General features: G+C 72.9%; 17 protein-coding genes and 1 pseudogene. 6 read left to right on the plus strand and 12 right to left on the minus strand.

Annotated features, from left to right (window positions below):
* Positions 1 to 194: 194 nt before the first annotated feature.
* The 8 genes from ABZ877_RS38740 to ABZ877_RS38775 are packed head-to-tail and all read right to left on the minus strand — an operon-like array spanning position 195 to position 10,288.
* Positions 195 to 773, minus strand: coding sequence for a TetR/AcrR family transcriptional regulator (locus ABZ877_RS38740; protein WP_361081131.1), 579 nt, complete (start codon positions 771 to 773; stop codon positions 195 to 197).
* Positions 761 to 1,504 carry an enoyl-CoA hydratase family protein gene (locus tag ABZ877_RS38745; RefSeq protein WP_361081133.1) on the minus strand — a complete coding sequence of 248 codons (744 nt, stop codon included), beginning with the start codon at positions 1,502 to 1,504 and terminating at the stop codon, positions 761 to 763. The genes ABZ877_RS38740 and ABZ877_RS38745 overlap by 13 nt, the downstream gene beginning before the upstream one ends.
* The gene (locus tag ABZ877_RS38750; RefSeq protein WP_361081135.1) at positions 1,504 to 3,069 is read right to left on the minus strand and encodes a 4-coumarate--CoA ligase family protein; all 1,566 of its coding nucleotides are present in this window, start codon (positions 3,067 to 3,069) and stop codon (positions 1,504 to 1,506) included. The genes ABZ877_RS38745 and ABZ877_RS38750 overlap by 1 nt, the downstream gene beginning before the upstream one ends.
* A gap of 55 nt (positions 3,070 to 3,124) precedes the next feature.
* A complete protein-coding gene (locus tag ABZ877_RS38755) occupies positions 3,125 to 4,291 on the minus strand; it encodes an acyl-CoA dehydrogenase family protein (RefSeq protein ID WP_361081136.1) in 1,167 nt (388 codons plus the stop codon).
* Positions 4,288 to 6,168 (minus strand): biotin carboxylase N-terminal domain-containing protein, encoded by a 1,881-nt coding sequence (locus ABZ877_RS38760; RefSeq protein ID WP_361081155.1) that lies wholly within the window; start codon positions 6,166 to 6,168, stop codon positions 4,288 to 4,290. Before ABZ877_RS38760 ends, ABZ877_RS38755 begins: the two co-directional genes overlap by 4 nt.
* Positions 6,169 to 6,186: 18 nt before the next feature.
* Complete coding sequence (locus tag ABZ877_RS38765) at positions 6,187 to 7,788, minus strand: carboxyl transferase domain-containing protein (RefSeq protein ID WP_361081138.1); 1,602 nt, start codon at positions 7,786 to 7,788, stop codon at positions 6,187 to 6,189.
* Complete coding sequence (locus tag ABZ877_RS38770; RefSeq protein ID WP_361081157.1) at positions 7,785 to 9,428, minus strand: acyclic terpene utilization AtuA family protein; 1,644 nt, start codon at positions 9,426 to 9,428, stop codon at positions 7,785 to 7,787. The genes ABZ877_RS38765 and ABZ877_RS38770 overlap by 4 nt, the downstream gene beginning before the upstream one ends.
* 59 nt (positions 9,429 to 9,487) lie before the next feature.
* The gene (locus tag ABZ877_RS38775) at positions 9,488 to 10,288 is read right to left on the minus strand and encodes a TIGR03084 family metal-binding protein (RefSeq protein ID WP_361081140.1); all 801 of its coding nucleotides are present in this window, start codon (positions 10,286 to 10,288) and stop codon (positions 9,488 to 9,490) included.
* A 220-nt stretch (positions 10,289 to 10,508) separates the two neighbouring features.
* Here ABZ877_RS38775 and ABZ877_RS38780 point away from each other — a divergent pair, with 220 nt between their 5' ends.
* Positions 10,509 to 13,742, plus strand: a complete 3,234-nt coding sequence (locus ABZ877_RS38780; RefSeq protein WP_361081141.1) for an FG-GAP-like repeat-containing protein — start codon at positions 10,509 to 10,511, stop codon at positions 13,740 to 13,742.
* A 61-nt stretch (positions 13,743 to 13,803) separates the two neighbouring features.
* Here ABZ877_RS38780 and ABZ877_RS38785 read toward each other — a convergent pair whose 3' ends face one another.
* Positions 13,804 to 14,772, minus strand: a complete 969-nt coding sequence (locus tag ABZ877_RS38785; protein WP_361081142.1) for an EamA family transporter — start codon at positions 14,770 to 14,772, stop codon at positions 13,804 to 13,806.
* A gap of 159 nt (positions 14,773 to 14,931) precedes the next feature.
* Here ABZ877_RS38785 and ABZ877_RS38790 point away from each other — a divergent pair, with 159 nt between their 5' ends.
* Positions 14,932 to 15,819, plus strand: a complete 888-nt coding sequence (locus tag ABZ877_RS38790) for a LysR family transcriptional regulator (RefSeq protein ID WP_361081144.1) — start codon at positions 14,932 to 14,934, stop codon at positions 15,817 to 15,819.
* On the opposite strand, the gene ABZ877_RS38795 is transcribed toward ABZ877_RS38790, so the two are convergent.
* Positions 15,810 to 18,638: an FAD-binding and (Fe-S)-binding domain-containing protein gene (locus tag ABZ877_RS38795; RefSeq protein WP_361081146.1), complete on the minus strand. Its 2,829-nt coding sequence runs from the start codon at positions 18,636 to 18,638 to the stop codon at positions 15,810 to 15,812. The genes ABZ877_RS38790 and ABZ877_RS38795 overlap by 10 nt on opposite strands.
* Before the next feature lie 424 nt (positions 18,639 to 19,062).
* Here ABZ877_RS38795 and serC point away from each other — a divergent pair, with 424 nt between their 5' ends.
* The gene (serC, locus tag ABZ877_RS38800) at positions 19,063 to 20,181 is read left to right on the plus strand and encodes a phosphoserine transaminase (RefSeq protein ID WP_361081147.1); all 1,119 of its coding nucleotides are present in this window, start codon (positions 19,063 to 19,065) and stop codon (positions 20,179 to 20,181) included.
* Positions 20,182 to 20,227: 46 nt separating this feature from the next.
* Here the strand turns inward: serC and ABZ877_RS38805 are convergent, their stop codons facing one another.
* Positions 20,228 to 21,235, minus strand: coding sequence for a WD40 repeat domain-containing protein (locus tag ABZ877_RS38805; protein ID WP_361081148.1), 1,008 nt, complete (start codon positions 21,233 to 21,235; stop codon positions 20,228 to 20,230).
* Positions 21,236 to 21,303: 68 nt separating this feature from the next.
* Between ABZ877_RS38805 and ABZ877_RS38810 the strand changes: the two genes are divergently transcribed.
* From ABZ877_RS38810 to ABZ877_RS38820, 3 genes and pseudogenes are all read left to right on the plus strand, one after another.
* Complete coding sequence (locus ABZ877_RS38810) at positions 21,304 to 21,972, plus strand: GDSL-type esterase/lipase family protein (RefSeq protein ID WP_361081150.1); 669 nt, start codon at positions 21,304 to 21,306, stop codon at positions 21,970 to 21,972.
* A 46-nt stretch (positions 21,973 to 22,018) separates the two neighbouring features.
* A pseudogene (locus ABZ877_RS38815) lies at positions 22,019 to 22,219 on the plus strand (Uma2 family endonuclease); the annotation flags it as partial.
* Between the two features lie 84 nt (positions 22,220 to 22,303).
* Entirely contained in the window at positions 22,304 to 23,290 is a 987-nt protein-coding gene (locus tag ABZ877_RS38820; RefSeq protein WP_361081152.1) for an aldo/keto reductase, read from the plus strand.
* Between the two features lie 133 nt (positions 23,291 to 23,423).
* On the opposite strand, the gene thpR is transcribed toward ABZ877_RS38820, so the two are convergent.
* Complete coding sequence (thpR, locus tag ABZ877_RS38825) at positions 23,424 to 23,981, minus strand: RNA 2',3'-cyclic phosphodiesterase (RefSeq protein WP_361081154.1); 558 nt, start codon at positions 23,979 to 23,981, stop codon at positions 23,424 to 23,426.
* Positions 23,982 to 24,157 lie beyond the last annotated feature (176 nt).

Here is a 24,157-nt window from a genome sequence, read left to right on the forward strand (position 1 = left end):
GCCATCTCTTGGCCTGAGATGGCGCACGCAGTGCGCATCTCCCGATGGAGGCGCGGCGAAGCCGCATGCCTCCAGGGGCGCGGGGAACTGCGCGAGCAACCACGACGGCGCCGCACCTCACCACCGGAGGAATGCCGCACGCAGTGCGCATTCCAGGGGCGCGGGGAACTGCGCGACCAGCCACGGCGAGAGGGTCAGCCGAGCGCTCGGTCCACGATGCCGGTCCACTCCTGGACCACCCGTTCGCGACGGGCGCTGTCGTCCGTCAAGAGGTGGGCCAGGCCCAGGCCGCGGCCCATGTCCAGCAAACCCTGGACCACCTCCCGAACCCCGGGGACCGACTCGTCCGCCCCGAGCAAGCGGACAGCGATACGGTGCGTCTCCCGGCCGACCCGAGCCTCAAGCTCCGCGACCCGCACCCCCAGCGCCGGTTCGTTGGACGCGGCCACCCACAGGTGCAGGGCCGCCCGGAACAGCGGACCCGTGTAGAGGTCGACCAGCGCCGCGACCGCCTCCGCCCGCCCCTGCGGACGCAGCCCGCGCAGGGCTGTGGACCGTTCCTCGGCGACGTACTCGACGGCCGCCGTGAACAAGTCCTCCCGGGTCGGGAAGTGGTGCTGGGCGGCGCCGCGCGAGACCCCGGCGTGCTCGGCGACGACGGAGACGGTCGAGCCGGACCAGCCGTGCGCGGCGAGGCACGCCACGGCCGACTCGAGCAGCTTCTGCCGGGTCGCGCGCGAGCGGTCCTGCTTCGGTGGGGTCACCACACCCATGCGGGGTCCCGTCGTTCGAGGAAGGCGGTCATCCCTTCGCGGGCCTGGTCCGAGCCGAACAGCCGCGCGGACAGCGCCGTCAGCGACTCGGCGTCCCGGTCGAAGGCTTCCAGGACCTTAACCGTGAGCAGGCGCTTCGTCTCGGCCAGGCCCTGCGGGGACGCCTTGCGCAGCCCGGCGAGGACGGGGCCGAGCACCTCGTCCACGTCCGGCCCCGCGTCCGTCACCAGCCCGATCCGCGCCGCCTCCGCCGCACCGAACTTCTCCCCCGTCAGGTAGTACCGGGCCACCGCGCGCGGGTCGACCCGGGGCAGCAGCGGCAGGGAGATCACGGCGGGGGCGACCCCGATGTGCACCTCGGTGAAGGCGAAGGTGGAGGACGTCGAGGCCGCCGAGATGTCGCAGGCGCCGAGCAGCCCGAGGCCGCCCGCGCGCACGTGCCCGTCGACCCGCGCCACCACGGGCTTGCGCACGTCGACGATCTGCCGGAGCAGGCCGACCAGCGCGTCCGGGTCGGGCGGGTCGCGCAGGTCGGCGCCCGCGCAGAACGTGGTGCCGGTGTGGGCCAGGACCACGGCCCGTACGTCTTGGTCCTTCTCCGCCTCCCCCAACCGGTCCGCGAGTTCGCCCACCAGCGCCGACGACAGCGCGTTGCGGTTGCCGGGCGAATCGAGGGTCAAGGTCGCGACGCCGCGTTCGTGCGTCACCCGCACCAATGTCTCCGACGGCATCAGCCCTCCCTCAGCTCGCGGCGCAGGATCTTCCCGGACGCCGCGCGCGGCACGTCGTCGATGAAGGCGACGCGGCGGATCTTCTTGTACGGGGCGACGCGTTCGGTGACGTAGGCCGTCACGTCGTCGGCGGTCAGCGCTTTGTCGGCGCGGACCACGAACGCCTTCGGGACCTCGTTGCCGTCCTCGTCCGGCACCCCGATGACGGCGGCGTCCGCGATGCCGTCGTGGGTGAGGAGCAGCGCCTCCAGTTCGGCGGGGGCCACCTGGAAGCCCTTGTACTTGATCAGCTCCTTCACGCGGTCGACGATGAACAGCCAGCCGTCCGCGTCCACGTGGCCGACGTCGCCGGTGTGCAGCCAGCCGTCGCGGTCGATCATGTCGACGGTGGCCTGCGGGCGGCCGAGGTAGCCCTTCATGACCTGCGGGCCCCGGATGAGGACTTCGCCGGGTTCACCGGGGGCCGCGTCCTTCGCCGGGTCGTCGAGGGAGAGCAGCCGCATCTCGGTGGAGGCGATGAGCTTGCCGACGGTGCCGGGCGGCGCGTCGGGGGCGTTCAGGGGGACGACGTGGGTGCCGGGTGAGAGTTCCGTCATGCCGTACGCCTGGCCGACGGGCGGCAGGCCGAGCCGGCGCGAGCAGGCGAGGGCGAGTTCGGCGTCCAGGGGAGCGGCCGCGCTGATGATGTACCGCAGGGAGGAGAGGTCGTAGCCCTCCACCGCCGGGTGTTTGGCGAGGGCCAGGACGATGGGCGGGGCCACGTACAGCGCGTTGATGCGGTGCTTCTCGATCGCGGCGAGGAAGGTGTCGAGGTCGAAGCGCGGGAGGACGACGACCGTCGCGCCCTGCCGCAGCGGGGCGTTCATGAGCGCGGTCAGGCCATAGATGTGGAAGAAGGGGAGGACCGCGAGGATGCGGTCGCCGGGGCCCATCGGGATGAGGGGTTCGAGCTGGGAGAGGTTGGTGGCGATGTTGCGGTGGGTGAGCATGACGCCCTTGGGGACGCCGGTCGTGCCGGAGGAGTAGGGCAGTGCCGCGACGTCCTCGGCGGGGTCCAGGGTGACGGACGGCTCGGGGGCGTTCGTGCCCAGCATGTCTAGGAGCGAGCGGTGGCCGGAGTCCCCCGCCGGGTCGCAGACGAAGATCTCCCGTACGCCGCCCGCGAGTTCGGCGGCGGCGCGGGCCGCGTCGAGGAGCGGGGTGACGGTGACGATCCAGGACGCGGCGGAGTCCCGTAGCTGCTTGGCGAACTCGTCCGGGGTGGCCAGCGGGTGCACCGTCGTCACGGAGGCGCCCGCGCGCGTGGCCGCGTAGAACGCCACCGGATAGGCGACCGTGTTGGGGCTGTGCAGGGCGACGACGTCCCCCTTGCGCACGCCCGCCTCCGCGAGTCCGGCGGCGATCTTGCGGTGGAACTGGTCGACCTGCGCGTACGTGAGCGTCGTCCCGGCCACCCCGTCGATGAGGGCCGGGGTGTCGCCGCGGGCGGCGGCGCCCCCGAGCACGGCGTCGTGAATGGCCTGGTCGACGACGGCGACGTCCTCGTACTCACTCCTGTGCACCATGCTGAACTCCTCGTCGTTGAGGGGGCCCTTGAGAGAGATGGATGGCTCAGTACGCCTAGTACGACTTGGGCAGTCCCAGGCTCTGGTGGGACACGTAGTTGAGGATCATTTCGCGGCTGACGGGCGCGATACGGGCCACGCGTGAGCCGGTGATGAGCGAGGCGAGGCCGAACTCGCGGGTCAGGCCGTTGCCGCCGAGCGTGTGCACGGCCTGGTCGACGGCGTGCACACAGGCTTCGGCGGCGGCGTACTTGGCCATGTTGGCGGCCTCGCCCGCGCCGAGGTCGTCGCCCGCGTCGTACAGGCGGGCCGCTTTCTGCATCATCAGGCGGGCCAGTTCCAGTTCGATGTGGACCTGGGCGAGCGGGTGGGCGATGGCCTGGTGGGCGCCGATGGGGGCCTTCCAGACGGTGCGTTCGTTCGCGTACTCGACGGCGCGGCGCAGCGCGTAGCGGCCCATGCCGATGGCGAACGCGGCCGTCATCACGCGCTCCGGGTTGAGCCCGGCGAAGAGCTGGAGGAGCCCCGCGTCCTCGTCCCCCACGAGGGCCTCCGGGGGCAGCCGCACCTCGTCGAGGGTCAGCTCGAACTGCTTCTCCGCGGCGTGCAGCTCCATGTCGATCTGGCGCCGCTCGAAGCCGGGGGTGTCGCGCTCGACAATGAAGAGGCAGGGCTTGAGCTTTCCCGTACGGGCGTCGGAGGTGCGGCCCACGATGAGCGTCGCGTCGGCGATGTCGACGCCCGATATGAACACCTTGCGGCCGGTGAGGACCCAGGAGCCGTCGTCGTCCCTGCGGGCGGTGGTGGTGATGCGGTGGCTGTTCGAACCGGCGTCGGGTTCGGTGATGCCGAAGGCCATGGTGCGGCTGCCGTCGGCGAGCCCTGGCAGCCAGGCCCGCTTCTGCTCGTCGGTGCCGAAGCGGGCGATGACGGTGCCGCAGATCGCGGGCGAGACGACCATCATGAGCAGCGGCGACCCGGCCGCGCCCAGCTCCTCCAGGACGATGGAGAGCTCGCTGATGCCACCGCCTCCGCCACCGTACTCCTCGGGCAGGTTCACGCCGAGGTAGCCGAGCTTGGCGGCCTCGGCCCACAGCTCCTCGGGGTGGCCCCCGGCGGCGGTGACCTTGGTGAGGTAGTCGCGGCCGAACCGCTTGCCGAGCGCGGCGACGGCGGCGCGCAGCGCCTGGTGCTCATCGGTTTCGAGTACGGGCGTGTTCACGACGCTTCCTCCTGGGCTACGGCCTCGGCCTCGGCCTGGACCACGGCGAGCAGAGCACCGACCTCGACCTGGCGGCCGACGGCGGCGTGCAGAGCGGTGAGGGTTCCGGTGGCGGGAGCGGCGATGCGGTGCTCCATCTTCATCGCCTCCAGCCAGATCAGGGGTTGCCCGGCGGTGACGGGGGCGCCCTCGGTGAGCCCGTCGGCGACGCGGACGACGGTGCCGGGCATCGGCGCGAGCAGGGAGCCGGGGGCGCGCTGCGCGCTGGGGTCGGTGAAGCGGGGCAGGGCGGTGAGGGCGGCGCCGTTGACGTACACGCGGTCGTCGCCGTACGTGGCGACCGCGTATTTGCGCTGGACGCCGCCGACCTCGAGGACGACGCGGTCCGGCGCGGCGTGCACGACGCGCACCCCGTCGGCTTCGAGACCGTCGCGGGTGTGGCGGTAGCGGACCTCGTGCTCGGCGCCGTCGGGTTCACCGCGGTACCGCTTGACCTGGGGTTGCGAGGGCACGTTGCGGAAGCCGCCGAAGCGGTGGCGGCGGGCGGTGGCCAGGGCGGCGGCGAGCGGCGCGTACGGGTCGGGGTCCGGGGCCGTCAGGTCGGCGAGGTGCCGCTCGTAGAACCCGGTGTCCATGCGGGCGCCGGTGAACTCGGGGTGGCGCAGGGACCGTACGAGCAGGTCGCGGTTGGTGACCGGGCCGTGCACCTCGGCGCGTTCCAGGGCCCCGGCGAGGGCGCGGACGGCGGCGGCGCGGGTCGGCGCGTGGGTGACGACCTTGGCGAGCATGGCGTCGTAGTGGACGCCGATGGTGTCGCCGTCGGTGTACCCGGTGTCGAGGCGTACGCCCGCCGGTACGGAGAGCCGGTGCAGGGTGCCGGTCTGCGGGGCGAACGCGGCGGCCGGGTCCTCCGCGTACAGGCGGGCCTCGACGGCGTGCCCGCGCGGGGCGGGCGGCTCCGGGTCGAGCGCGTCGCCCTCGGCGATGCGGAGTTGCAGCGCGACGAGGTCGATGCCGAAGACCGCCTCGGTGACGGGGTGCTCGACCTGGAGCCGGGTGTTCATCTCCAGGAAGTGCGCGGTGCCGTCGTCCGCGACGAGGAACTCGACCGTCCCGGCACCGATGTAGCCCGTGGCCCGTACGGCGCGCTCGGCCAGCTCGTGCACGCGGGCCGTGACCTCGTCCGTGAGGCCGGGCGCGGGCGCCTCCTCGACGACCTTCTGGTGGCGCCGCTGGAGCGAGCAGTCACGCGTGCCGAGGACCCAGACCGTGCCGTGGGCGTCGGCGAGGACCTGCACCTCGACGTGGCGCCCGCCCTCGACGTACGGCTCGACGAAGACCTCGCCGTCACCGAAGGCGGAGAGGGCTTCGGCGCGGGCGGCTGCCAACTCCGGTTCCAGCGAGCCGAGTTCGCGTACGACTCTCATGCCGCGGCCGCCACCTCCCGCCGCGGCCTTCACCAGCACGGGCAGATCGGCCTCCGTGACGTCCCCGAGCGGCGCGATGCCCATCAGCTCCTTGGCGCGCGTCTTGGACGCCATCGCCTCGATCGCCTCGGGCGGCGGCCCGATCCAGACGAGCCCGGCGTCGGTGACGGCCCGTGCGAACGCGGCGTTCTCGGAGAGGAAGCCGTAGCCGGGGTGGACGGCGTCGGCGCCCGCGTCGAGGGCGGCCTTCACGACGAGGTCGGCGCGGAGATAGGTGTCGGCGGGCGTGGCGCCCGGGAGGCGTACGGCGAGGTCGGCCTCGCGGACGTGGAGGGCGTCCGCGTCCGGGTCGGAGTGCACGGCGACCGTACGGATACCCAGGTCACGGCAGGTGCGGAAGACGCGGCAGGCGATCTCGCCACGGTTGGCGACGAGGACGGAGCTGATCACTGCATGAGTCATGGGGGCTCACATCCTGAAGACGCCGAAGCCGCCGCGGGCGCCCTCGTACGGTGCGGTGTGCAGGGCGGAGAGGCAGATGCCGAGGACGGTGCGGGTGTCGCGCGGGTCGATGACGCCGTCGTCGTAGAGGCGTCCTGAGAGGAACATCGGCAGGGACTCGGACTCGATCTGCTGCTCGACCATGGCGCGGAGCGCGGCGTCCGCCTCGTCGTCGTAGGGCTGCCCCTTCGCGGCGGCGGACTGGCGGGCCACGATCGACAGGACGCCCGCGAGCTGCTGCGGCCCCATGACGGCGGCCTTGGCGCTGGGCCAGGCGAAGAGGAAGCGGGGGTCGTAGGCGCGGCCGCACATGCCGTAGTGCCCGGCGCCGTAGGAGGCGCCCATGAGGACGGAGAGGTGGGGGACGCGGCTGTTGCTGACGGCGTTGATCATCATGGAGCCGTGCTTGATGATGCCGCCCTGCTCGTACTCCTTGCCGACCATGTAGCCGGTGGTGTTGTGGAGGAAGAGGAGGGGGATGTCGCGCTGGTTGGCGAGCTGGATGAACTGGGCGGCCTTCTGTGACTCGGCGCTGAAGAGGACGCCCTGGGCGTTGGCGAGGATGCCGACCGGATAGCCGTGGAGGGTGGCCCAGCCGGTGACGAGGGAGGCCCCGTAGAGCGGCTTGAACTCGTCGAAGTCGGAGGCGTCCACGACACGGGCGATGACCTCGCGCGGGTCGAACGGCACCTTCAGGTCGTCCGGGACGATGCCGAGCAGTTCCTCGGGGTCGTACTTGGGCGGTTCGGCCGCCGCCGGTGGATCGGGGTACGCCTTGCGGTGGTTGAGGCGGGCGACGACGCGGCGGGCCTGGCGGATCGCGTCCTGCTCGTCGAGGGCGAAGTAGTCGGCGAGTCCGGAGGTGCGGGCGTGCATCTCGGCGCCGCCGAGCGATTCGTCGTCGCTCTCCTCGCCGGTCGCCATCTTGACGAGCGGCGGCCCGCCGAGGAAGACCTTGGCCTTCTCCTTGACCATGATGACGTGGTCGGACATGCCGGGGATGTAGGCGCCGCCGGCGGTGGAGTTGCCGAAGACGACGGCGACCGTGGGGATACCGGCGGCGGAGAGGCGCGTGATGTCGCGGAAGATCGCGCCGCCGGGGATGAAGATCTCCTTCTGCGACGGCAGGTCGGCGCCGCCGGACTCCACGAGGGAGACGCAGGGGAGGCGGTTGGCGAAGGCGATCTCGTTGGCGCGCAGGGCCTTCTTCAGCGACCAGGGGTTGCTGGCGCCGCCGCGCACGGTGGGGTCGTTGGCGGTGATCAGGCACTCCACGCCCTCCACGACCCCGATCCCGGTGACGAGAGAGGCGCCGACGGTGTAGTCGCTGCCCCAGGCGGCGAGCGGCGACAGCTCCAGGAAGGGCGTGTCCGGGTCGAGAAGCAGCTCGATGCGTTCGCGGGCGAGCAGCTTGCCGCGCTTGCGGTGCCTCTGTACGTACTTCTCGCCGCCCCCCGCGAGGGCCTTCGCGTGCTCGGCGTCGAGCGCGGCGAGCTTGTCGAGGAGGGCCTCGCGATGGGCGGCGTAGTCGTCGGACCGGGTGTCCAGGGCGCTGGCCAGGACGGTCACAGGAGTGCCTCCGGTATGTCGAGGTGGCGGGAGCGCAGCCATTCGCCGAGCCCCTTCGCCTGCGGGTCGAAACGGGCCTGCGCGGCGACGCCCTCGCCGAGGATCCCCCCGACGGTGAAGTTCAGGGCGCGGAGGTTCGGGAGGACGTGGCGGGTGACGGGCAGGCGGGCCGTCTCGGGGAGGAGTTCGCGGAGCTTGCCGACGGTCAGGGTGTGGACGAGCCACGGCCAGGCGGCGTCGCTGGTCGCCCAGACACCGATGTTGGCGTCGCCGCCCTTGTCACCGCTGCGGGCGCCGGTGACGAGGCCGAGGGGGGCGCGGCGGGTGGGGCCTCGCGGTGGCAGCCCGGGGAGTTCCGGCTCCTCCACGGGGGCCAGGGCGCGGGTGGGCCCGGTGTGCAGAGCGAGGGGGCGCCGCTCCCCGTCCGGCAGCACGGCGATGTGCGGCACGGCGTCACGCTCGACGTAGGCGGCCTCGAAGACGCCGTACGGGGTGCCCTTACCGGGCGGGGCGGTGACGTGGAACCCGGGGTAGGAGCCGAGGGCCAGTTCGACGGCGGCGCCGCTGAGGGCGCGGCCGACCGCGTCCTGGTCGGGGTCGCGGACGACGAGGCGGAGGAGGGCGCTGGCGGCTTCCTCGGTGTCGGCGTCGGGGTGGTCGGTGCGGGCCAGCTCCCAGTGGATGTGCCGGGGCCGGACTTTGGCGGCGTCGAAGGCGTCGTCCATCTGCGCGCGCACGAGCGCGGCCTTGGCCTCGATGTCGAGCCCGGTGAGGACGAAGACGACCTCGTTGCGGAAGCCGCCGAGCCGGTTCAGGCCGACCTTGAGGGTGGGCGGCGGGGCCTCACCGCGTACGCCGTGAATACGGACGCGGTCCGCGCCGACCTGTGCGAGCCGGACGGTGTCGAGCCGGGCGGTGACATCGGGTCCGGCGTACCGGGCGCCGCCGGTCTCGTAGAGGAGCTGGGCGGTGACGGTGCCGGTGTCGACGAGGCCGCCGGTACCGGGGTGCTTGGTGATGACGGCGGACCCGTCCTCGTGGATCTCGGCGAGGGGGAAGCCGGGGCGGCGCAGCGTACGGGGGTCGTGCCGGGTGAACTGGGAGTAGTTGCCGCCGGTCGCCTGGGTGCCGCACTCCAGGACGTGCCCGGCGACGACCGCCCCGGCCAGCCGGTCGTACGCGTCCGGGCCCCACCCGAAGTGCCAGGCGGCGGCCCCGCTGACCAGGGCGGCGTCGGTGACGCGGCCGGTGACCACGACGTCCGCGCCGGCGCCCAGGCAGGCGGTGATCCCGGCGCCGCCGAGGTAGGTGTTGGCGGTGAGGGCGCCGGGGAAGCGGCCGGTGGGGAGGAGGTCGTCGCCCTCGACGTGGGCGACGCGGAGGGGGAGGGAGAGGCGGTCGGCCAGGCCGCGTACGGCGTCGGCGAGACCGGCCGGGTTGAGCCCTCCGGCGTTGGTGACGATCCGCACCCCGCGCTCGACGGCGAACCCGAGGCATTCCTCCAGCTGCTTCAGGAACGTACGGGCGTACCCGCGCCCGGGGTCCTTCAGCCGGTCCCGGCCGAGGATGAGCATGGTCAGCTCGGCGAGGTAGTCACCGGTGAGGACGTCGAGGGGCCCGCCGGTGAGCATCTCCTTCATGGCGTCGAACCGGTCGCCGTAGAACCCGGAGGCGTTGCCGACGCGCAGCGGGGGCCGGGTCACCGGGCGACGCCCTTCGGGGCCCGGCCCTGCCCGGGCGGCCCGGCGAAGGCCTGCGCGATGTCGAGCCACCGGTCGGCGTCGGCGCCTTCGGCGCGCAGGTCGAGGTCGTCGCGGTGGGCGCGCTGGGTGACGAGGAGACAGAAGTCGAGGGCGGTTCCGGTGACGCGCTGGGCGGCGTCGTCGGGCCCGTAGACCCACATCTCCCCGCTGGGGGCGGTGAGTTCGACGCGGAACTCGACGCCGGTGGGAGCGGGAAGCCCATGCACGGCGAAGGCGAAGTCCCGGGCGCGAATGCCGATCCGGGCGACGTGCCGCAGCCGCTCGGTGGGCGGACGTACGACGCCGAGCGCGTCGGCGACGTCCTGGCCGTGGGCCCAGGTCTCCATGAGCCGCCCGGTGGCCATGGAGGCGGCGGACATGGGCGGCCCATACCAGGGGAACTTGGCCTTGCCTGCGGCGGCGCGGCGCAAGACATCCTGCAACTGGTCGCGCCCGGCCCGCCATTGGGCCAGCAGGGCGCCGGGTTCCTGCGCGGCCCCGGCCTCGGCCCCGTCGTCCACGAACGAATCCGGCGCGGCGACCGCCTTCTCCACCTCCCCGGCGAACGCGTCCGGGTCGTTCATCGCGAGCAGCGCGGCGCGGTCGGTCCAGGCGAGGTGGGCGATCTGGTGGGCGACGGTCCAGCGGGGGGCGGGGGTCGCACGGGCCCACGCCTCCGGGCCCAAGTCCCGCACTAGTTCGTCGAGTTCCTGGCTCTCGTCCCGCAGATCGTCGAAGACGGACAGCGATTCGGACACGGGCGCTCCCCTCCGGGGCGTTGCGTGACGCGGCTGGTCCGGAGCATGGCAGCGGGCCAGGAAACAAGCAAGCGTGCTTGCATTGATTTTTCGCCTCGGCGCCGATCACGCGCTGTGATGGCTTGATCAAGGCTGCTAATCTCGCCCTGCCCTCGCGGGGACGATCGGCGCTCTCGGCAGCCTCCTCCGCAGGGGTCACCCCTGGGGAGGGACTCTTTTCGTGACTCGTCCGTTGAACAGACGGGCCCCGCGCCGTCCGCGCGCGTTCGGCCCCATCGCCCTCATGGTCACGCTCGCTGTGACCGGCACGGTGGCCGGTGCGGTGGGCGCCGCGTCGCCCGCCGCGGCCGCCTCCGCCGATCCCGTCGTCGTCAGCGCGGGCGACCGCTTCGTGCCGCGCGCGACCATCGTCCTGAACGCCGGGAAGACCGGCTTCCTGACCGCCCAGGAGGGCGACGACCGGCTCCGGTGGATCGACTACGCCACCGGTGCGGCGACCGTCCTCGAACACCGGTTGCCGAAGCCGCTCTCGTACGACGTGGACGGCTTCCGCTTCGACTCCTACCCGGCGGATTTCGGCCACGGCTCCGACACCGTCGCCGTCTACGCGGACTCCCCCGCGCCGCACGTCACGCTCCAGCAGCGGGCCGACGCGGCCGGTGCCGTCACCGTGGCGATACCCGACGGGCAGTCGTACGTCGCCACGTACGGGGACACCGTGATCAGCCGCACCGGTACGGAGAAGGAGACGACCGGCCTGCACCTGCTGCGGACCGGCGACGACGGGCAGGTCCAGGACCAGGAGCTGGCCGGGCTGCCGCAGGGCTGGAACCTCACCATCAGCGAGGGCGACACCCGCTCCGTGGCCGTGCGGGGCATCAAGTGGGAGGACAGCAGGATGTCCCAGGGGTGGTGGGTCGTCGACCTCGCCTCCGGGAACGTCAAGGCACTCTCCACCCATGGCGAGAGCGTCTCGTTCGACCAGGACAGCGTCTTCCACCTGGGTGCGCCCGAGTCCTACGCCGCCCAGGTGTACCGCCGTGACGACCTGGACGCCGAACCCGTCACCCTCGACCTGCGGGACATCGCGTACGACGACGTCGTCCGGCGTTTCGGGGACGACCTCGTCACCGTCACCCCGCCCAACCCCGGCGACAACGAGTACCGGGGCAATGAGCTGGTGCTCCGCGACACCACGGGCCGGTACCTGAAGTCCCTCCTCGCCGTCTCCTCCACCTCCGTGCACCGCACACCCGACGGCTCGCTGCTCGTGGCCGGGGCCGAGGAGCGCACGGACAGGGGCGCCCTGGACTGGGGCTACTACCTGTTCACCCGCGCCGACGACGGCACGATCACCCGCAAGCGCCTCGCCGGCATCGCGAACCGCGAGGCCAGGCCCGCCGGTATCGCACTGGGCAGCGGCATCCTGACCACGGCCGACGACTCGCAGCTCTACGAGCCCGGGACGTACGTCGGCGGTTACCGCAGCACCTGGCTGAACACCTCCGGCCGCCCCGAGGAGATCAGGTCCACCGTCGACGGGCTCATGTCCGGCCGCGACGACGACTGCGGGCAGGCCGGAAGCGTCTACTGCGCCACCTTGTTCGCGAGCGGCGACGGCTTCCACGGCCGCAAGGAGGCGACCGAGCAGGACGTCACCATGCTCTACAAGAACGGTGCCGCCTCCTGGGGGCCGAGGTTCGACTCCGGGCTCGACAGTCCGCAGCTCATCGACCTCTCCGGACGGTTCGGCATCGTGGACCAGGCGGCCGGCGGGCGGCAGTCGGTGCTCCAGTTCACCGAGCCCGACTCCGGTAAGGGCCTGCTGAAGCGGGCGCCGGTCGGCGCCTCGGTCTGGGGCAACACCCTGTGGAGCGCCGTCTCCCCGTGGCACGACCCCGGTTCCGCTCCGTCGACCAAGGTGACCGCCCAGAGCCTGCCGTCCGGCACCGCCGCCGAGGTCTTCGACGCCGGATGCGTCGCCAAGGAACTCCAGGCCGTCGGCCGCTACGTCTACTGGCGGTGCAGCGACTCCTACGCCTACTACCGGGGCGCCGGTGTCTACGACCGGCAGAGCAAGGCGGTCGTGCGGCTCGGCACCGATGAGACGCTCCTCGGCGACGGCTACCTGGTCCAGCGGTCGGACGCGGCCGGGCTCACCCTCGTCGACCTGCACGCCGGTCTGACGGCTGCCACCAAGGCCGCCGATCTGCCGCAGCGCGTCGTTGTCCCCGCCGCCGACCTCGGCGACCGGACCGGGCGCCGCTCGGGCTGGACCGTCGACCGGTTCGGCGGGCACATCGCCTACGTCGGGGCCGACCGGCACGTGCGGATCGTCCCCTCGGGCGTCCCCGCCTCGAAGGTCGCCGTCATCGACAGCGAGGTCCCGGCCACCGTCGACCTGAAGACGGACGCCGCCGCGTGGACCCCGCGCTGGTGGCTGTCGAAGCCGGGCGCCTCCTGGTCCCTCGCGCTGAAGCACAAGGCGAGCGGCAAGGTCGTACGGACCCTGACGGGCGGTGAGGCGCGCGGACAGGCCACCGCCTCCTGGGACGGCAGGAACGCGAGCGGCAAGCTCGTCGCCAACGGCGCCTACACCTGGACCCTGACCGTGAAGCCCGCCGACGGGGTGGGCGGTGACCTCACCGCCTCCGGCACCGTGGGCGTGCGCGGCGGCGCCGCCGTGTGGCGGGACATGGGCGGTGACGACGGCATCGGTGATCTGCTGGCCATGGAGCCGGACGGCGGCACGTTCCTCTACAAGGGCGCGGGCGACGGCACGCTGGCCGCCCGTACCGCCGCGGGCGGCACGAAGTTCGACCCGAGCACGCTGCTCGTGCCCGTCGGTGACGTCGACGGCGACCGGTGCGACGACGTGCTGGCCCGCGTCGGCGGCCAGCTCCGCGCCTACCGTCCCGGCTGCGGGAGGATCGTCTCCGCGTCGTCGCCGTACACGGTGATCGGCTCCGGCTGGGGGCAGTACGACCGTCTGACCTCGCCCGGTGACCTCAACGGCGACGGCTACGTCGACCTGATCGCCCGCCAGACCACCACCGGCGACATGTACTTCTACGCCGGTACCGCCGACCACACCCTGAAGCCGAAGGTGCGGATCGGCACCAACTGGAAGCTGTACACGCGCATCGTCGGCGCGGGCGACCTCAACGGCGACGGGCGCGGCGACCTGCTCGGCGTCGACAAGTCCGGCTACCTGTGGCGCTACTACGGCACCGCCGCGGGCGGCGTGACCGCCCGCGTGAAGATCGGCCCCGGCTGGTCCGCGTACACCGCGCTCGTCGGACCCGGCGACCTGACCGGCAACGGCCGCGCCGGGCTCCTGGCCCGTGATTCGGCCGGGAAGCTGTGGCGGTACGCGTCCAACGGTGACGGCACGTACGCGTCGCGCGTGCTGATCGGGACGAGCGGCTGGAACAGGTTCAAGGACCTGCACTGAGGCAGGCCGTGCGGTACGTGTACGGGGCTCGTGGTCGTCGACCGCGGGCCCCGTCCGCGTCTCAGCCCTTCTGCTCCCGGCCCCGGCCGACCTGTGTCCGTACCGCCCCCATGCTCGCCCCGATGACCAGGGCGATCGCCAGGGCCTGGAGCCATGTCAGGGCCTGGCTCAGGACGAGGAAGCCGGCCAGGGCGGCGATCGCCGGTTCGAGGCTCATCAACACCGCGAACGTGGACGCGGGCAGGCGGCGCAGCGCGATGAGTTCGAGGGTGTAGGGCAGGACGGAGGAGAGGACGGCGACGGCCGCGCCGAGGCCGATCGTCACCGGGTCGAGGAGCTTGGTGCCCGCCGTGGTGATGCCGAGCGGGAGGCTGAGCACGGCCGCCACCGCCATGGCGAGCGCGAGCCCGTCGGCCTGCGGGAAGCGGCGGCCCGTGCGGGCGCTGAAGATGATGTACGCCGCCCACATGCCGCCCGCCGCGAGCGCGCAGGCCACGCCGACCATGTCCAGGCCGCCGACGCTCTCCCCGGCGCCGCCGAGCAGGAAGACGCCGCACAGGGCGAGCCCCGCCCACAGGAGGTTGATCAGGCGGCGCGAGGCGAGGACGGAGAGCGCGAGCGGGCCGAGCACCTCGAAGGTGACGGCGAGGCCGAGCGGGATCCGGGCCGCGGCCTGGTAGAAGATCATGTTCATCCCGCCCATGGCGACGCCGAACGCGAGCACCGTGCCCCAGTCCGCGCGCGAGTGCCCGCGCAGCTTCGGCCGGCAGACCACCATGAGCACCAGCGCCGCCACGACCAGGCGCAGTGTCACGACGCCGACGGCGCCCGTACGCGGCATGAGGCTGACCGCGAGCGCCCCGCCGAACTGCACGGAGACACAGCCCGCGAGGACGAGGCCGACGGGTCCCAGGGAGGCATGCCGCTTGCCCGCGCCGCTCCCCGCTTCCGCTTCCGCGCCGTCGATCCCGGCCAGGGTGACGGCCTCGGGCACGGCCGGCTGGTGCTGTTCGGTGCGCGAGCCGTTCACAGGGCTTCGGTCCTCTCCTCGTACACATAGCGTCCAGTTCATTATTTTGGACCTACGTGTCTACGGTACTGCACTGGGCGTCTGCCGTGAACTCCCACGCTAAGAGCGCCGGGCGCGGCCTGTGAAATGCGTTCTGCGCTCCGGTTATGCTCCGCGGACATGAGCCGGGACCGAGAGCGGACCATCGAACTGCGCCACCTGCGCTGCTTCCTCGCCATCGCCGAGGAGGGCGCCGTCACCCGCGCCGCCCAGCGGCTGGGCCTCACCCAGCCCGCCGTCTCCCGCACCCTCGCCGCCCTGGAGCACGCGCTCGGCGTCCGCCTCGTCGACCGCTCCACCCACCACCTCGCCCTCACACCGGAGGGCGAGGCGTTCCGCGCGAAGGCGGCGGTCGCCGTCACCGCGTTCGAGGACGCGCTCGCCGCCGCCCGCGCCGTGCGCAGGCCGCTGCGTCTCGGCCACGCCTGGTCGGCCGCGGGCGACTTCACCACCCCGCTCCTGCGCCGCTGGCGGCGGACCCGTCCGGACGTGCCGCTCGAACTGCTCCGGATCGACGACCGCACGGCGGGTCTCCTGCGCGGCACCGACCCCGTCGACGTGGCCCTCCTGCGCGGCCCCGTCGACGCGCCCGGCCTCGTCACCGAACTCCTGCACCACGAGACCCGGGTCGCGGCGCTCCCCGCCGACAGCCCCCTCTCGGACCGCCCCGCGCTCACCCTGGCCGACCTGCGCGGCGAGATCATCGCCCTGAACACGGTCTCCGGCACCACCACCCTCGCCCTGTGGCCGCCGGAGGCCCGGCCCACCCGGACACTGACCGTCGCCAACACCGACGACTGGCTCGCCGCGATCGCCGCCGGTCAGGCCGTCGGCATCACCTCGACCGCGACGCAGCGGATGCACCCGCACCCCGGCGTCGTCTACGTCCCCGTCACGGACGCCCCGCCGCTCCCGGTCCATCTGGCCCGCCGCGAGGGCCCCGGCCATCCGGCGACCGCCGACCTGATCGCGCTGGCCCACGAGATCGCGGGGGCGGGTCAGGGCTGAGCGCCGCCGGGTGGGTCGTCCGGCAGCCCGTCGGCCAGCACCTCCGCCAAGTGCCGGGCCCGTACGCCCGCCAGCTGCTCCACCTGTGTCCGGCACGAGAACCCGTCGGCCAGGACCAGCGTCTCCTCCCCCGCCGCCCGCACGCCCGGGAGCAGTGCCTCCTCCGCGCAGGCCACCGACACCTCGTAATGCCCGCGCTCGAAGCCGAAGTTCCCGGCGAGCCCGCAGCACCCACCGCTCAACTCCCCCACCAGACCGGCCCTCTCCCGCAGCCTCCGGTCGGCCGCGTCCCCGAGCACCGCGTGCTGGTGGCAGTGCGTCTGACCGACCACGGGCCGGTCGATCCGGGGCGGCGTCCACTCCGGCGCGAACCGCTCCAGCGCCTCGGCGAACGTGACGACACGCTCCACCAGCGCCGCCGCCCGCGGATCGCCGGGCAGCAGCTCGGGCAGGTCCGAACGGAGCGCCGCCGCGCAGGACGGCTCCAGGACCACGACGGGCGACCCCGCGTCCAGCACCGGCCCGAGCAGCTCCAGCGTGCGGCGCTGCACGGCGCGGGCGCGGTCGAGCTGCCCGGTCGACACGTACGTCAGGCCGCAGCAGACCCGCCCCGGCGGCAGCGTCACCGTCATCCCGGCCGCCTCCAGGACCCGTACGGCCGCGTCCGCCACGCCCGGCGCCAGATGGTCGGTGAACGTGTCGGGCCACAGCACGACGGCCGGCCCCGCGCCGCCGCCCGGTGCGAGCGCGCGCCGCCGCGCCCGGCTGAAGGTCCGCGTCGCGAGCCGGGGCACGTCCCGCTCCCCGGCGACGCCCGCGAGCCGCTTCCCGACGGAGGCCAGGACCCGTACCCGGGCCAGCCGGTTGACCAGCGGCGCCGTCCGCGTCCGCTCGACCAGGCGCAGCCAGCGCGGCAGCCACCCCATCGCGTAGTGCGCCGCCGGGCGCAGCCGCCCCGCGTAGTGGTGGTGCAGGAACTCCGCCTTGTACGTGGCCATGTCGACGCCGACCGGGCAGTCGCTGCGGCAGCCCTTGCAGGACAGGCACAGATCGAGCGCGTCCCGCACCTCCGTCGACCGCCAGCCGCCGGTGACGACCTCACCGGCCAGCATCTCGTGCAGCAGCCGCGCCCGCCCGCGCGTGGAGTGCGCCTCGTCGCCGGTCACCCGGAAGGAAGGACACATGACGCCGCCACCCGAACCCAACGCCTCCGTACGGCACTTGGCGACCCCCACGCACCGCCGCACGGCGGCCGTGAAGTCCCCGCCGTCCTGCGGATACCCGAAGACGACGTCCACCGGTTCGCGCGGCAGCACCGCGAACCGCAGATTCTCGTCGAGCCGCGCGGGCCGCACGAGCATCCCCGGGTTCAGCACATCACCCGGGTCCCACACCCCCTTGACTTGCTCGAAGAGCGTGACCAGCTCCGGCCCGTACATCGTCGGCAGCAGCTCGGCGCGCGCCTGCCCGTCCCCGTGCTCCCCGGAGAGCGAACCGCCGTGCGCGACGACGAGCGCGGCCAGCTCCTCGGAGAACCGCCGGAACCGTCCGACGCCCGCCTCCGTCAGCAGGTCGAAGTCGATCCGGACATGAATGCACCCGTCACCGAAGTGCCCGTACGGGGTTCCGCGCAGCCCGTGCTCGCGCAACAGCCCCCGGAACTCCCGCAGGTACGCGCCGAGCCGCGCGGGCGGCACCGCGCAGTCCTCCCAGCCGGGCCAAGCCTCGCTGCCGTCCGGCATCCGCGTCGCCGTACCGCTGGCGTCCTCCCGGATGCGCCACAGGGCGCGCTGCCCCGCCGGGTCGTCGACGATCAGCGCGTCGTGCACGTCCGCCGCCCGGACGATCCGCTCGGCGGCGGCCCGCGCCTCGGCCCGGGTCGCGCCCCCGGCCTCCACGAACAGCCACGCGCCGCCCTCCGGCAGCCCGGTTCCGTACGGCGGTACGAGGTCGGCGGCCATCCCCTCCACGGTCAGCGGCCCGTACGGCAGCAGACCCGCGGCGGCCTCGGCGGCGGCGCCCTCGTCCCCGTACCCGAGCACGGCGAGGGCCGTGGCGCCGGGCGCCTCCACCAGCCTGACCGTCGCCTCCGTGACGAGGCCGAGCGTGCCCTCGCCGCCGCAGAAGAAACGCGCCAGGTCGGTGCCGTGCTCCGGGAGCAGCGCGTCCACGGCGTACCCCGAGATGCGGCGGGGCAGCCCGGCGTACGGGGCGAACCCCGTCCTGATCGTGCCCAGCTCCCGCGCGACGAGCTCCCGCAGTCCTCGGGGGGCGCCGTCCCAGCTCTTGCCCAGCCGGTACGGGGTGCCGTCCCCGGCCGCGACGTCCAGCGCGACCACGTTGTCGGCCGTCGTGCCCCAGGCCACGGAGTGCGTGCCGCACGCGTTGTTGCCGATCATGCCGCCGAGCGTGCAGCGGCTGTGCGTGGAGGGGTCGGGCCCGAACCGGAGCGCGTGCGGTGCGGCTGTCTTCTGGAGCCGGTCGAGTACGAGGCCGGGTTGTACGCGGGCGATCCGTGCGGCCGGGTCGATGTCGAGGACCCGGTTCATGTACCGGGTGAAGTCGACGACGACGCCCGCGCCGGTGGCCTGACCGGCGATCGACGTTCCGCCGCCGCGTCCGACGACCGGGACGCCTCGCTCCGCGCAGAGGGCGAGGACGGCGCGGACGTCGTCACCGTCCCTGGGGGCGACGACGCCCAGCGGGACCCGGCGGTAGTTGGACGCGTCCATGGTGTGCAGCGCGCGGGCCCCGACCCCGAAGTCGACGTCCCCCCGCACGACACGCCGCAGCACCTTCTCAACGCCGTCATCAACCATGCCCCCAGCATGCCCGGCCCCCGCCCACGGGGACGGGCCCCCACGCACACATGGCGACCACCCCACCGCCGTGGCTGGTCGCGCAGTTCCCCGCGCCCCTGAGATGCGCACTTCGTGCGCCATCTCAGACGCGCGTCCACGTGGGCGCCCTCTGAGGCGCGGCGAAGCCGCGTGCCTCAGGGGCGCGGGGAACTGCGCGAGCGAGCACGACGGTGCGGCACGTGGGAACGAACCCCTCCAAGATCGCGGCGCAGCCGCGTCGCAGGGGCGCGGGGAACGGCGCGACCAGCCACGACGAGACCCGCACCCGGCGACGAACCCGGTCGCCCGCGGCGGGACTCCGAGGCGCCCGCCCCCGAGATCCCGCATCTCAGACGCCGGACACGCCCAGACCCCCCCAACCGCACCCGCTACCCTCGCAGACGTGGCTGAGATCCAGATTCCCGCTGACATCAAGCCCGCCGACGGACGTTTCGGCGCTGGCCCCTCCAAGGTGCGGACCGAGGCGCTGGACGCCCTGGCCGCCACCGGTACCTCCCTGCTCGGCACGTCCCACCGCCAGGCCCCGGTGAAGAACCTGGTCGGCCGTGTGCGCGAGGGCGTGAAGGACCTGTTCTCCCTCCCCGAGGGCTATGAGGTGATCCTGGGCAACGGCGGCTCCACGGCCTTCTGGGACGTGGCGACGCACGGCCTGATCGAGAACAAGTCGCAGCACCTGAACTTCGGCGAGTTCTCCTCGAAGTTCGCGAAGGCGTCGAAGCTGGCCCCGTGGCTGGCGGAGCCGACCGTGATCGCGTCGGACCCGGGCACGCACCCGGAGCCGAAGGCGGAGGCGGGCGTCGACGTGTACGGCCTGACGCACAACGAGACGTCGACGGGTGTCGCCGCCCCCATCAAGCGCGTGGCGGGCGCGGACGAGGGCGCCCTCGTCCTGGTCGACGCGACGTCGGGCGCGGGCGGCCTCCCGGTCGACATCGCGGAGACGGACGTCTACTACTTCGCCCCGCAGAAGTCGTTCGCCTCGGACGGCGGCCTGTGGATCGGGATCTTCTCCCCGGCGGCGATCGAGCGCGCGGAGCGCGTCCACGCGTCGGGCCGCCACGTCCCGGAGTTCTTCTCGCTGCCGACGGCGATCGACAACTCCCGCAAGAACCAGACGTACAACACCCCGGCGCTCGCGACGCTGTTCCTGCTGGCGGAGCAGTTGGACTGGATCAACGGCCAGGGCGGCCTCGCCTGGTCGACGGCGCGGACGAAGGACAGCTCGTCCCGGCTGTACTCGTGGGCGGAGGAGTCGAAGCACGCGACGCCGTTCGTGACGGACCCGGCGAAGCGTTCGCAGGTCATCGGCACGATCGACTTCTCGGACGACATCGACGCGGCCGCCGTCGCGAAGGTGCTCCGCGCCAACGGCATCGTGGACACGGAGCCGTACCGCAAGCTGGGCCGCAACCAGCTCCGCGTCGCGATGTTCCCGGCGATCGACCCTGCGGACGTGCAGGCGCTGACGGCCTGCGTCGACTACGTGATCGAGAAGCTCTGACGCTTCTGACGCTGTCGTGCACCGCGCCGCTCCAGGGCGGCGCGGTTCACTTCTGCTTCGGCTTGCGGGCGAGCCGCCCCACGCCGAGCACCAGGATCAGCACGGCGGCGGCCCCGACGGCCCCGGCCTTCCCGGTGAACCCGCCGTCGCCGCCGTCCCCGCCGGACGAGCCGCCGCTCTTGCCGGACCCGGAGCCGGAGCCGCCCGCGCCCTCGACCTCCACCGGCTTCACCGAACTGCCCGCGCCCTCACTTCCGTAGAGGAGCGTCCTGCCGTCGAGGGTGTACGTCACGGACTCGCCCTGCGCCTGCATGGGCACGCTCAACTGGCCTTCGCGCTTGGGCTTCCCGTTGTTCCAGGAGTAGGAGATGCCGCCGAAGTAGCCGCGCAGGGCGAGCTGCTTGCCGTCCGGCGAGAAGGCGCCGTCGGTGACCCACAGGTCGATGTCGGCGACGCGCTTGAAGACGTTCGTGCCGGACGGGTTCAGCGGGTCGGGGCCTTCGTACAGGCCGCCGCCGTCCTCGTCCTTCTCGACGATGTAGACCCGGCCGGTCTTCGGGTGGACCATCATCGCCTCGGCGTTGCGCGGCCCGTCCGCGTACTTGACGACGTACTGGGTGGCGCGCACGGTCTGGTCGCGCAGCTCCTTCGGCTCCGGCAGCTTGTAGATCCAGACGTGGTCCCACTTGCCGCCGAGGTTGTCGCCGATGTCGCCGACGTAGATGTTCCCGTCGGGGCCGACGGAGATCGCCTCGACGTCGCGCGGGTCGCCGATGCCGGTGAGGGTGAGCCGGGCGACGGTCTTGCCGCTGCGCCCGTCGACGGCGTAGATGTACGGGCCGTCGTCGCTGTCGTTGTGGGTCCAGTAGACGCCGGGGTGGGCGCGGGAGGCGGCGAGGCCGCTGGACTCGGTGATGCGCGGGTCCTGGATGGTGAAGCCGTCGGAGCCGGCGGGCCGGTCGTCGGCGAGCGCGGGGCCGCCCGCGAGGACCGACAACAGCACGGCGGCGGCCGCGACCCCACCCACACGCGACGACGCCTTGTACGAACGCATGGCTCCAGCTTGCCAGGCGTGTTCGGTCTCACACGCACGCGGTCCGGGTGATCGAGGATGATGAGCGGATGCTCAGGTTCATGTGCGTCGGCGACTCGATGACGATAGGAAGCGCGGGCGAACACACCTGGCGCCACCGCATGTGGCTCCACCTGCGCGCTTCCGGCACCGACTGCATGTTCGTCGGCCCGCGCACGGCCCTGCACGGCGGCGGCCACGCCTACGCGGACCCGGACTTCCCGCAGGCGCACTTCGCGGGCTGGGGCGAGGGCTGGCAGCACATGGCCCCGGCGATAGCGGACGCGGTCACCGAGACCCGCGCCGACATCCTCCTCATCTCCCTCGGCCTCATAGACCTGGGCTTCTACACGAACGCCGAGCAGACCGCCGCAAACGTCCGCCGCTTCGTCACCGGGGCCCGCACCGCCAACCCGGCCCTGCGCATGGTCGCCCTCCCGGTGATCCCCAACATCCGCGCCGAATCCGACGCCCCGTTCGCCGCGCAGGTAACCCACTTCAACACCCTGCTCGCGAAGACGATCGCCGACCTGGACGAACCCCGCTCCCCCCTCCTCCTCGCCTCGGTCCCGGAGTCCTACGACATCCACACGGACACCTACGACGGCACCCACCCCAACGCCTCCGGCGAACACAAACTGGCAGCGGCCTTCGCGAACACCCTCCACCAGGCGTGGTCCATCGGCGCCCCGTACGCGGCCCCGCTCAGCATCGCTTGACCCCGACGTGCCCTGGTGCCCGTGCGTATCGTTCTACGGGCATGCCTTCCCGGGCCACCTGAACGGCTTCTGTCCGGATGTCGCCAAGATCCGCGAGAACGCCGAGCAGGATGACGAGCGGCGCGGGCGCCACCAGGACGTCGAGTTCGTGGCCGAAGTCGTCTCGCGCGGCACCGCGGTGAACGACTACGGCCCGAAGAAGACCGCGTACGCGCAGGCCGAAGTCCCCGTCTACCTCATCGCCGACCTCCCCGCGACCGACACCCCGGCCACGACCCGATGGCCTGATCCCCTTGCCTAGAGCGCACTCCAGGTCCTTGGCTTGTGGACCATGAAGTACACGCAGCTCGGACGCACGGGACTCAAGGTCAGCAGGCTCGTTCTCGGCACGATGAACTTCGGGCCCGAGACCGACGAGGCCGACAGCCACGCCATCATGGACGCGGCGCTGGCCAGTGGCATCAACTACTTCGACACCGCGAACGTGTACGGCCGCAGCGACAAGGGCCGTACCGAGGAGATCATCGGCAACTGGTTCGCCAAGGGCGGCGACCGGCGCGACAAGACCGTCCTCGCCACCAAGGTCTACGGCAACATGTCCGGGACCACGCCCGTCTGGCCCAACCACGACCGGCTCAGCGCGGTGAACATCCGCCGCGCCGTCGACGCCAGCCTCAAGCGGCTCCAGACGGACTACATCGACATCTACCAGTTCCACCACATCGACCGCGCCACCCCGTTCGAGGAGATCTGGCAGGCGATCGACGTCCTCGTCCAACAGGGCAAGATCCTCTACGCCGGCTCCTCCAACTTCCCCGGCTACAAGATCGCCCAGGCCAACGAGGTCGCCGCCCGCCACGGCCGGCTCGGCCTCGTCAGCGAGCAGTGCCTCTACAACCTGGCCGAGCGCCGCGCCGAGATGGAGGTCATCCCGGCCGCCCAGGAGTACGGCGTCGGCGTCATCCCCTGGTCGCCGCTGAACGGCGGCCTGCTCGGCGGCGTCCTGAAGAAGGAGAGCGAGGGCAAGCGCCGCAAGGACGGCCGCAGCGCGGGCGCGCTGAAGAACAGCAAGGTGCGCGAGCAGGTCCAGCGTTACGAGGACCTGCTCGACAAGCACGGCATCGAGCCCGGCGAGGCCGCCCTGGCGTGGCTGCTCACCCGGCCCGGCGTCACGGGCCCGATCGTCGGCCCGCGCACCCAGGAGCAGCTCGACTCGGCGCTGCGCGCGGTCGAGCTCGAACTGAGCGAAGAGGTTCTGGCGGGCCTGGACGAGATCTTCCCGGGCCCGGGTCCGTCCCCGGAGGCGTTCGCCTGGTAGAGCGCCCTCGGGCGCACGGCGGCGGCCTACGGTGTCACGCGCCGACGGCCGCCGCCACCGCCACCACGACGAACATCAGCACAAGCACCCCGGCCATGATCCGGTTCCGCGTCTTCGGGTCCACACCCCGAGCCTAACGCGCGCCGCCCAGCGCCCAGGCGTCGGCCTTCTCGTAGCGCGGGCGTTCGCCGGGCACTCCGGACACCGGCAGGTTGCTGCGGACCAGCGCCAGCTCGGTCACCGTCCACGGCGAGCCGGCGAAGGTGTCGAGCGCCGTCACGTACGGCGTGAGGTCCGTGGCCGTCCGGGCGCGGGCCAGCGTCAGGTGCGGCCGGTAGCGGCGGTGCTCGCCCGGAAGCCCGCACTTGCGGCCCGCCGCCTCCGCCCGGTCCGCGAGGAGCTTCAGCTCGGCCGTCCGGCCGTGCACCCCGGCCCACAGCGCCCGCCCGCCGAACTGTCCGCTCCCGCGCAGCGCCAGCTCGAACGCCTCGGTGCGCGCGGCGGCCCGCGCGAGCCGCTCCCTCAGCTCGGGCACGGTCTCCTCCGGTACGTCACCGTAGAAGGCGAGGGTGAGGTGCCATCCGGGCCGCCCTGTCCAGCGCAGGCCCTCGCCGGGCGGCAACCGGTCCACACGAACCCCGAGTTCGTCAACGACCTCAGCGGGCGGCAGCACGGCGGCGAAGAGTCTCATGGGGCCAGTCTCGCTCGCGGCGCGCCCCTGAGCGTCTGCCCCGGTCGCGACGTCTTCGGGTGCGGCCTTCGTCGTGGTTGCTCGCGCAGTTCCCCGCGCCCCTGAGATGCGCACTGCGTGCGCCATCTCAGCGCCCCTGGGGCTGCGGCGAAGCCGCATGCTCCAGGGGCGCGGGG

Origin of the sequence: Streptomyces sp. NPDC046939, assembly GCF_040644575.1 — a bacterium.
Classification (GTDB): Bacteria; Actinomycetota; Actinomycetes; order Streptomycetales; family Streptomycetaceae; genus Streptomyces.

Coding starts and splice junctions, on each gene's coding strand:
- ABZ877_RS38810 (WP_361081150.1), top strand. CDS start 21,304: ATGCTCAGGTTCATGTGCGTCGGCGACTCGATGACGATAGGAAGCGCG.
- ABZ877_RS38795 (WP_361081146.1), bottom strand. CDS start 18,638: ATGGTTGATGACGGCGTTGAGAAGGTGCTGCGGCGTGTCGTGCGGGGG.
- ABZ877_RS38740 (WP_361081131.1), bottom strand. CDS start 773: ATGGGTGTGGTGACCCCACCGAAGCAGGACCGCTCGCGCGCGACCCGG.
- ABZ877_RS38745 (WP_361081133.1), bottom strand. CDS start 1,504: ATGCCGTCGGAGACATTGGTGCGGGTGACGCACGAACGCGGCGTCGCG.
- ABZ877_RS38750 (WP_361081135.1), bottom strand. CDS start 3,069: ATGGTGCACAGGAGTGAGTACGAGGACGTCGCCGTCGTCGACCAGGCC.
- ABZ877_RS38820 (WP_361081152.1), top strand. CDS start 22,304: ATGAAGTACACGCAGCTCGGACGCACGGGACTCAAGGTCAGCAGGCTC.
- ABZ877_RS38790 (WP_361081144.1), top strand. CDS start 14,932: ATGAGCCGGGACCGAGAGCGGACCATCGAACTGCGCCACCTGCGCTGC.
- ABZ877_RS38805 (WP_361081148.1), bottom strand. CDS start 21,235: ATGCGTTCGTACAAGGCGTCGTCGCGTGTGGGTGGGGTCGCGGCCGCC.
- thpR (WP_361081154.1), bottom strand. CDS start 23,981: ATGAGACTCTTCGCCGCCGTGCTGCCGCCCGCTGAGGTCGTTGACGAA.
- ABZ877_RS38770 (WP_361081157.1), bottom strand. CDS start 9,428: ATGAAGGAGATGCTCACCGGCGGGCCCCTCGACGTCCTCACCGGTGAC.